This is a genomic window from Streptomyces olivochromogenes (assembly GCF_001514115.1).
GTDB classification, from domain to species: domain Bacteria; phylum Actinomycetota; class Actinomycetes; order Streptomycetales; family Streptomycetaceae; genus Streptomyces; species Streptomyces olivochromogenes.
On the sequence record NZ_KQ948451.1, the window covers coordinates 820,483 to 828,083 of the forward strand.

Below are 7,601 nucleotides of genomic sequence, written 5' to 3' on the forward strand. Positions count from 1 at the left end.
CTCGCCCGGCTCACACGACGACAACGGTCCTGCGGAGCGCTCGACGCGCTCGACGCGCACGACGCGCCACTTGCGGCCCCGGATGAGGAACTGCCGCATGTCACCGGCGACTTCGCGGCACGCAAGGGCGGATGCACAGCTGCCTTGATCAGTGAGGAACGCACACCATGTACCTGAACTTTCGTACACCAGGCCGACGATCACGCCTCGCGGCCGGTCCTGCCGTCGCCACCGCCGTCGCGTTGGGACTCCTCAGCGCATGCGGCCAGTCGCCGCATTCCTCGTCCACCGGAGCCGACGCCATCACACCCGGTCCGGGTCAGCACCAGATGGCCGGGATGCCCGGTGCCGTCGGACCGGGGAACACGGCGGCCTCCGCTCCCGGCACCTCACCCGCGCCCATGCCCATGCCCAGCATGAGCATGCCCATGAGCCCCCCGAGCACGGGCGCGGCGGCCGCACCGGTGAGCGGGGACGCCGTGGCGATCAAGAACTTCGCGTTCGCCCCGGCCACGCTCAAGGTCAAAGTGGGCACGACGGTGACCTGGACCAATCAGGACACCGATGCCCACACCGTCACCAGCACGGGATCGGGCGGCCCGTTGCGTTCGGCAGCCCTGAACACCCACGCGACCTACAGCTACACGTTCACCAAGCCCGGCACGTACTCCTACCTCTGCACCATCCATCCGTTCATGACCGCCACCGTGGAGGTGACCCGATGACCGGCTACGACGACAGTCACGACAGCGCACCGGCCGACAATACCGAGCAGCCCGCCACGGAGCACGGCATGTCCCGGCGCCAACTCATGCGCCACGCGGGGTGGTTCGGCGGCGCCGTGGTACTGACCGTGGCCAGTGGAGAGGTGATCAGCCGCATCGCCGACTCCCGGGAGACCAACTCCAACTCCATGGCCGCCGTCGGCGCCACCGAAGCGGCGAACAGCTCGCTGCGGTTCGTCCAGGTCTCCGACAGCCATATCGGGTTCCAGGGCCCGGCGAACACGGACGTGGTCGGCTCATTCACCGAAGCGATCAACCAGGTCAACTCGCTCGGATTCCGACCCGACTTCGTCATGCACAGCGGCGACCTGACCCACCTGTCCACGGCCGGCCAGTTCGACCAGGTCAAGCAGATGCTGACCGGTATGCAGACAGACCGTGTCTTCACCGTGCCGGGCGAGCACGACTCCATCGGCGATGCGGGCCGCGCCTACCGGAAGACCTTCGGCATGGGCACGCTCGGCGACGGCTGGTACAGCTTCGACACCCACGGCGTGCACTTCATCGCCCTGGTCAACACGCTGAGCCTGGAGAAGCTCGGCCATCTCGGCAACGACCAGATCGACTTCGTCCGCAAGGACATCGCCGGACTGTCGTCGGACACCCCCATCGTGGTCTTCAGTCACATCCCGCTGTTCGCCATGTACCCGCGGTGGGGCTGGAGCACCGACGACGCCCTCAAGGTCATCGCCCTCCTGCGCCGCTTCTCCTCCGTCACCTGTCTCAACGGGCACGTCCACCAGCTCTTCACCAAGACAGACGGCAACATCACCTTCCACTCCGCCACCACCACCGCCTACCCCCTGCCCAAACCGGGCCGCGCCCCCGCCCCCACTCCGCAGGTCGTCCCCGCCCGGCAGCTCAAGGCCGCACTCGGCATCCGCACCGTCGGCTACCGCCAGGGCGACCGCGAGCTGGCCGTCAAGGATCAGAGGCTGGCATGAACACCCAAAGACTCCTCGCCCCCACCCTGCGATCGGCGAGCGCCGCCACCCTCGCCGCCGGCGGATACATACACGCCCGGCTCTACGTCGACGAGTACCGCTTCGTCCACATCATCGGCCCCTTGTTCCTGCTCCAGGCCAGCGCCTCCTTCGCCCTCGCCGCCCTGCTGCTGTTGGGAACACCACCCCTGCTTCTGAGGGCCGCCGCGGCCGGCGTCACGCTCGGCGCCCTCGCCGGCTTCATCGCCTCACGCACCGTGGGTGTCTTCGGATTCACCGAACACGGCCTGCAGCCTGCCCCGCAAGCCCTCCTCAGCCTCCTCACCGAGACCGGCACGCTGCTGCTCCTGTCGATCTGGCAGATGACCGTGACAAGACAACACCGCGCCGCCCGAACACCCGTCAGGACACCCGTCCGGGAGCGGGCCACCAACTGAACCACCACGTCCAAGCCGCTCGGGACGGCCCAGAGCCGACTCGGGACGGCCCAGAACCAAGGAGTACCCCCATGCACCTGCAACCGCGCCCAGGAACCGCCGGGCCGAGCCCGCACCTCCGCGAACTGAAGGATGCCGTGCGCACCCTGCTCTGCCTGGACGACGACACCGCCGTCATAATCCGCCAACTCACCTGCAGCGAACCCGGCTGCCCACCCCTGGCAACCGTCGTCGCCGTGGTGCCGATGGACGGCGAGGCCCACCGCTGGACACTCCACCGCCCCGCCGACCAGATCACCGAGAACGACCTGCGAGCCACCCTGCTCCCCCACCGACCGAACCGACCGGAACAACCGAACGGCTTCCTCGGACCAACTCTCTGAACAGCGTCGGAACCAGGAAGGTCCGACGTTGGTGTGCGGCGCCCGCAGCGCGGCCACTTCCTCGTCCGAGAGCTGAAGGCCAAGGGCGTCCACGGGAGGTTCCGACCGTTGCAGGGGCGGACGTAGAGGTCACCGCCCGCGACGTCCTCGGTCGCAGCCGACGCTCACGCTCCTGGCAGCTGTGATCAGTGCGAGGTACGGGTGCTGGTGCGCGGGCCGTCGTACTCGGCGTCGGTGACGTGCTCCAGCCAGTTGACCTCGTCGCCCTCCCACAGGGCGATGTGCTCCATGAACTGGTCCGGAGTCGCGCCGTGCCAGTGCTCCTCGCCGGGCGGGCAGCCAATGGTGTCGCCCGGGTGGGCCTCGATGATCACTCCGTCCCGGGTGCCGATCAGGGCGACTCCGGACACGACGTGCAGGGTCTGGCCCAGGCTGTGGCTGTGCCAGGCGGTGCGGGCACCGGGGGCGAAGCGGACCATGTTGGCCCGCGCCCGGGAGGGCTCCTCGCCCCGGTGGATCACGTCCGCCCAGGCGTCGCCGGTGAACCACTGGGCGGGCAGCTTCATGGTCGCGGGCTTCTTGAGGATCTCCACAGTGGTACTCCTTGCGTCGGCCGTCGCAGGGCGGCCGTGAGTGGGTGATGAGAACGAGGTCCCGCGGGTGGGACGGGGTCAGGCCGCGCGGAACACTTCCCGGGCCACGGTCAGGGCGGACATCGCCTTGGGCCAGCCGGCGTAGAACGCCATGTGGGTGATCGTCTCGATGAGTTCCGCCTCGGTGACGCCGTTCTGCCGGGCCAGGGGGAGGTGGAAGGTGAGCTGTTCGCTGCTGCCGCTGGTGATGAGGCTGGCCACGGTCACCAGGCTGCGGTCCCTCGGCGACAGCTCCGGGCTCTTCCACGCCTGCCCGAACAGCACGTCCTCGCTGTAGGCGGCCAGCGCGGGAGCGACGTCCCCGAACAGCTCCCGCGGACCCGGCTGGGTCGTCTTCTCCGTCATCGTTCGTGTCCTTTCCACGTGTCCACGTGTCCACATGTCCACGCGTCTCGGTGGCGTTCATCGCTCCGCCGGCGGCGGGGCGGCGCCGGCGCAGCCTGCGCCACAACCGATGCAACCGCAGGTCACACGCGCGTGGAAGAACTCGTTGATACGTGTACTGGCAGTACACCCCACCGCCGGAGACACCGCCGAGGAAGCCGACGTAGCCTCGAAGCCATGGACAACCGGAGCGAGGTACGCGAGTTCCTGACCAGCCGTCGCGCCAAGATCACGCCCCAGCAGGCGGGGCTGCCCGCCTACGGCGGCAACCGGCGCGTCAAGGGGCTGCGCAGGGAAGAAGTCGCACTGCTCGCCGGCGTCAGCGCCGAGTACTACGCCCGCCTGGAGCGCGGCAACCTCTCCGGCGTCTCCGAGACCGTCCTCGACTCCCTCGCCCGCGCCCTCCGGCTCGACGAAGCCGAGCGTGCCCACCTCGACGACCTGGCCCGCACCGCCAACAGCACCCGCCGCGCACCCCGCCGCCGGTCCTCCCAGCCCATCCGCCCCAGCCTTCAGCACCTGCTCGACGCGATGACCGAGGCACCGGCCTTGATCCGCAACGGCCGCCTCGACATCCTCGCCACCAACCGGCTCGGCCGCGCCCTGTACGACCCGGTCTTCGCCGACCCGGCCCGGCCCGTGAACCTCGCGCGGTACGAGTTCCTCAACCCCGGTGCGGCCGACTTCCTGCCCCAGCTGGAGTTCCAGGCGGCCAGAGCGGTGGCGCTGCTGCGCACCGAGGCGGGACGCGACCCGTACAACCGGGAGCTGACCGACCTCGTCGGCGAACTCTCCACCCGCAGCGAGAAGTTCCGCACCCTGTGGGCCGCCCACGAGGTGCGACTGCACCAGACCGGCGTCAAGCACTTCCACCATCCCGCGGTCGGCGAACTCTCCCTCCCGTTCGAGGCCCTGCCCATCCCCACCGAACCCGGCCTCACCCTCACCGCCCTCAGCGCCGAACCCGGCACCCCGTCCCACGACAGCCTCAAACTCCTCGCCAGCTGGGCCGCCACCCTCGACCAGGACGGCCAACCGGACACCGCGGCCGCCGGCGGCGAACAGAGCGCATAGCGCGAGCCTTCCAACGCCGCCCTGGCGGTTGCACAGCCCACACACGGGTGCCGGGTCGACCTCGTCCGCCCCCATGACCGACGGAAGCCAGACCAACACTCTGACCAGCCTCTTCACGGAAGCCCTTCCGCCTGACAGAAGCCGCCTTGCCGAGCCACCGCGCACCTCACGACTCTGTTCCCAACCACGGCACGCGGGGCGACGGCGCCCCGCCGACAGGGACGGGAACGCCATGCCTCACATGACCGCCTTCGCCAGGAACCAGTGGTACGTCGCCGCCTACTCGCACGAGGTCGGCCGGGAGTTGCTCGGGCGGACGATCCTCGGTGAACCGCTCGTCTTCTATCGGACGGAGGACGACGGGACGGCCGTCGCGCTGGCGGACCGGTGTGTGCACCGCCGCTTCCCGCTCTCGGAGAGCCGGCTCGACGGCGACCGGATCGTGTGCGGGTACCACGGGTTCACGTACGACACGACCGGCAGCTGTGTGTACGTGCCGGGGCAGAAACGCATACCGCGCACGGCCCGCGTCGCCGCGTACCCCGTCGTCGAACAGGACTCGTTCGTCTGGGTCTGGGTCGGCGACCCGGCGCTCGCCGACCCGGACGACGTCCCCCGCGCCCGGCACATGGACTCGCCGGACTGGACCACCGTCTGCGGCATGGAGCCCATCGACGCCGACTACGGGCTGCTGGTCGACAATCTGCTCGACCTCTCGCACGAGACGTATCTGCACGGCGGTTACATCGGCACCCCCGAGGTCGCCGAGACGCCGATCACCACCGAGGTCGACGAGGGCGCGGGCATCGTGCGGGTCGGCCGGCACATGGACGACGCCGAATGCCCGCCGTTCTACGCCCGTTCGACCGGCATCGAGGGCCGGATCACCCGCTGGCAGGACATCGAGTACCACGCGCCGTGCCTGTATCTGCTGCACAGCCGGATCGCCCCGGTCGGGGTGCTGCCCGAGGCGGACGGCAGCGACCCGAACGGCTTCCACACCGAGATCACCTACGCGATCACTCCGTCGAGCGACGGCCATGTCTACGACTTCTGGGCGGTCTCCCGGGACTTCGCGAGGGGCGACGAGGAAGTCACCACGTTCCTGCGGGACTTCAACCACACCGTGGTGATGCAGGACGTCGACGCGCTCAACCTGTTGCAGAAGACCCTCGGCACCGAGCGGACGGGCTACCAGGAGCTGAGCATCAACATCGACACCGGCGGTCTCGCGGCCCGCCGCATCCTCGCCCGCCTGGTCGAGGAGGGCGACAAGCCGATGGAGAAGGTCCTGTGACCACGCCTCCCCGCTTCGCGCCCCGCGAGATCTACCGCATCGACTGGATCCCGGGCACCGACGTGCTGCACGGCACCTGTCACTGCGGTGCCGAACACAGCGCCCAGGACCCGATCGAGATGTGGGAGTGGATGCTCGGCCACCCCGAAGGACATCGGCCCCAGGAGTCACGGGGGCTTGGATCATGACCTCCTACGAAGCTGAACTCGTCGTGGAGGAGCGGGAGTTCGTCGCCGATGGTGTGCTCTCCCTCACCCTGCGCCATCCGCTCGGCGAGGAACTCCCCGCCTGGGAGCCCGGCGCCCACGTCGACGTCGTGCTCGGGGTCGGCCTCGAGCGGCAGTACTCGCTGTGCGGGGATCCCGCGGACCGTCGGGCGTGGCGGATCGCGGTGCTGCGGGAACCGGACGGGCGCGGCGGATCCTCGTACGTGCACGAGCAGTTGGGCGCGGGCGACAAGGTCCGGGTCCGCGGCCCGCGCAACCACTTCGCGCTCGCGCCCGCCGCCCGCTACCGCTTCGTCGCGGGCGGCATCGGCATCACCCCGATCCTGCCGATGCTCGCCGCGGCGCAGGCGGCGGGCGCCGAGTGGACGCTGCTGTACGGCGGGCGGACCCGCGACTCCATGGCGTTCACCGGAGAGTTGGAGCGGTACGGGGACCGGGTGACCGTCGCTCCGCAGGACGAGTGCGGACTGCTGGACCTCGACTCCGTCCTGACCGGCGTCCCCGAGGGCACGCTCGTCTACTGCTGCGGTCCCGGCCCGCTGCTGGACGCCGTGGAGGCGCGCTGCCCCGCCGGGCTGCTGCGCGTCGAGCGTTTCCGGCCGAAGGTCCAGGAGACGGGCGGGGACGGCGAGTTCGAGGTGGAGCTCGCGCGCAGCGGGCGTACGCTGACCGTCCCCGCGGACGTCTCCGTGCTCGACACCGTGCGCGGCGCGGGCGTCGAAGTGCTCTTCTCCTGCACCGAGGGCACCTGCGGGACCTGCGAGACGGATGTCCTCGAAGGGACCCCGGACCACCGGGACTCGGTGCTCACGGACGAGGAGCGGGAGACGGGCGAGACCATGCTGATCTGCGTCTCCCGGTGCCTCGGGAAGCGGCTCGTGCTGGACTTGTGAGCCGCGGGGCCCCGGAGGCCCGTCTCGGCGCAGGTCCGTCTCGGCGCAGACTCGACCCACCAACTGTCAACAATATTGTTGGCCAAAGCCATTGACCCCGCCGTACGAGGGCTCTACCTTCCCGCTGAGCACCCATTGCGGTGCGCGCACAGCCTGTCGGAACAATGTCGTCTGCACAGGAGGAGCCATGCGTCGTCTGCTCGCCGGTCTCGCGGTCGGATCCTTTCTGGTCGCCGCGTCGGCCTGCGGTTCGTCCGGCGGCGGTGGCGCCTCGGACAAGAACGCGTCGTCCGGCGGTACCACCACGGTCAAGGTCGGGGTCATCCCCATCGTCGATGTCGCGCCCCTCTACCTGGGCCAGCAGAAGGGCTTCTTCAGCAAGCGCGGCCTGAAGCTGTCCATGACGACCGCGCAGGGCGGCGCGGCGATCGTGCCGGGAGTGGTCAGCGGCCAGTTCCAGTTCGGGTTCAGCAACATGACCTCGCTGATGATCGCCCAGAGCCAGAACGTGCCCGTGAAGGCCG

At 69.6% G+C, this 7,601-nt stretch carries 11 protein-coding genes; 9 read left to right on the forward strand and 2 right to left on the reverse strand.

Features of this window, described 5'->3' with window-relative positions; all coding sequences use genetic code 11:
* Nucleotides 1-428: 428 nt before the first annotated feature.
* From AQJ27_RS03755 to AQJ27_RS03770, 4 genes are all read left to right on the forward strand, one after another.
* Nucleotides 429-725 (forward strand): plastocyanin/azurin family copper-binding protein, encoded by a 297-nt coding sequence (locus tag AQJ27_RS03755; protein WP_067361502.1) that lies wholly within the window; start codon nucleotides 429-431, stop codon nucleotides 723-725.
* Nucleotides 722-1,729, forward strand: a complete 1,008-nt coding sequence (locus AQJ27_RS03760; protein ID WP_067361504.1) for a metallophosphoesterase family protein — start codon at nucleotides 722-724, stop codon at nucleotides 1,727-1,729. Before AQJ27_RS03755 ends, AQJ27_RS03760 begins: the two co-directional genes overlap by 4 nt.
* Nucleotides 1,726-2,166, forward strand: coding sequence for a hypothetical protein (locus AQJ27_RS03765; RefSeq protein WP_067361507.1), 441 nt, complete (start codon nucleotides 1,726-1,728; stop codon nucleotides 2,164-2,166). Before AQJ27_RS03760 ends, AQJ27_RS03765 begins: the two co-directional genes overlap by 4 nt.
* Before the next feature lie 71 nt (nucleotides 2,167-2,237).
* A complete protein-coding gene (locus tag AQJ27_RS03770; protein ID WP_067361512.1) occupies nucleotides 2,238-2,549 on the forward strand; it encodes a hypothetical protein in 312 nt (103 codons plus the stop codon).
* A 185-nt stretch (nucleotides 2,550-2,734) separates the two neighbouring features.
* Here AQJ27_RS03770 and AQJ27_RS03775 read toward each other — a convergent pair whose 3' ends face one another.
* Together AQJ27_RS03775 and AQJ27_RS03780 are read right to left on the reverse strand one after the other, a co-directional pair.
* Nucleotides 2,735-3,142: a (R)-mandelonitrile lyase gene (locus AQJ27_RS03775; RefSeq protein WP_067361518.1), complete on the reverse strand. Its 408-nt coding sequence runs from the start codon at nucleotides 3,140-3,142 to the stop codon at nucleotides 2,735-2,737.
* 78 nt (nucleotides 3,143-3,220) lie between these two features.
* Entirely contained in the window at nucleotides 3,221-3,547 is a 327-nt protein-coding gene (locus AQJ27_RS03780) for a carboxymuconolactone decarboxylase family protein (RefSeq protein WP_067361523.1), read from the reverse strand.
* A 216-nt stretch (nucleotides 3,548-3,763) separates the two neighbouring features.
* On the opposite strand from AQJ27_RS03780, the gene AQJ27_RS03785 reads away from it, so the two are divergent.
* The 5 genes from AQJ27_RS03785 to AQJ27_RS58430 all read left to right on the forward strand — a co-directional run.
* A complete protein-coding gene (locus AQJ27_RS03785; protein WP_067361528.1) occupies nucleotides 3,764-4,660 on the forward strand; it encodes a helix-turn-helix transcriptional regulator in 897 nt (298 codons plus the stop codon).
* Nucleotides 4,661-4,892: 232 nt separating this feature from the next.
* A complete protein-coding gene (locus AQJ27_RS03790) occupies nucleotides 4,893-5,957 on the forward strand; it encodes an aromatic ring-hydroxylating dioxygenase subunit alpha (protein ID WP_067361530.1) in 1,065 nt (354 codons plus the stop codon).
* The gene (locus AQJ27_RS03795; protein WP_067361534.1) at nucleotides 5,954-6,145 is read left to right on the forward strand and encodes a hypothetical protein; all 192 of its coding nucleotides are present in this window, start codon (nucleotides 5,954-5,956) and stop codon (nucleotides 6,143-6,145) included. Before AQJ27_RS03790 ends, AQJ27_RS03795 begins: the two co-directional genes overlap by 4 nt.
* Nucleotides 6,142-7,077, forward strand: a complete 936-nt coding sequence (locus AQJ27_RS03800; protein ID WP_067361537.1) for a PDR/VanB family oxidoreductase — start codon at nucleotides 6,142-6,144, stop codon at nucleotides 7,075-7,077. Before AQJ27_RS03795 ends, AQJ27_RS03800 begins: the two co-directional genes overlap by 4 nt.
* Nucleotides 7,078-7,264: 187 nt before the next feature.
* The coding region (locus AQJ27_RS58430) for an ABC transporter substrate-binding protein (RefSeq protein WP_244313861.1) at nucleotides 7,265-7,601 on the forward strand (337 nt) is incomplete at its 3' end.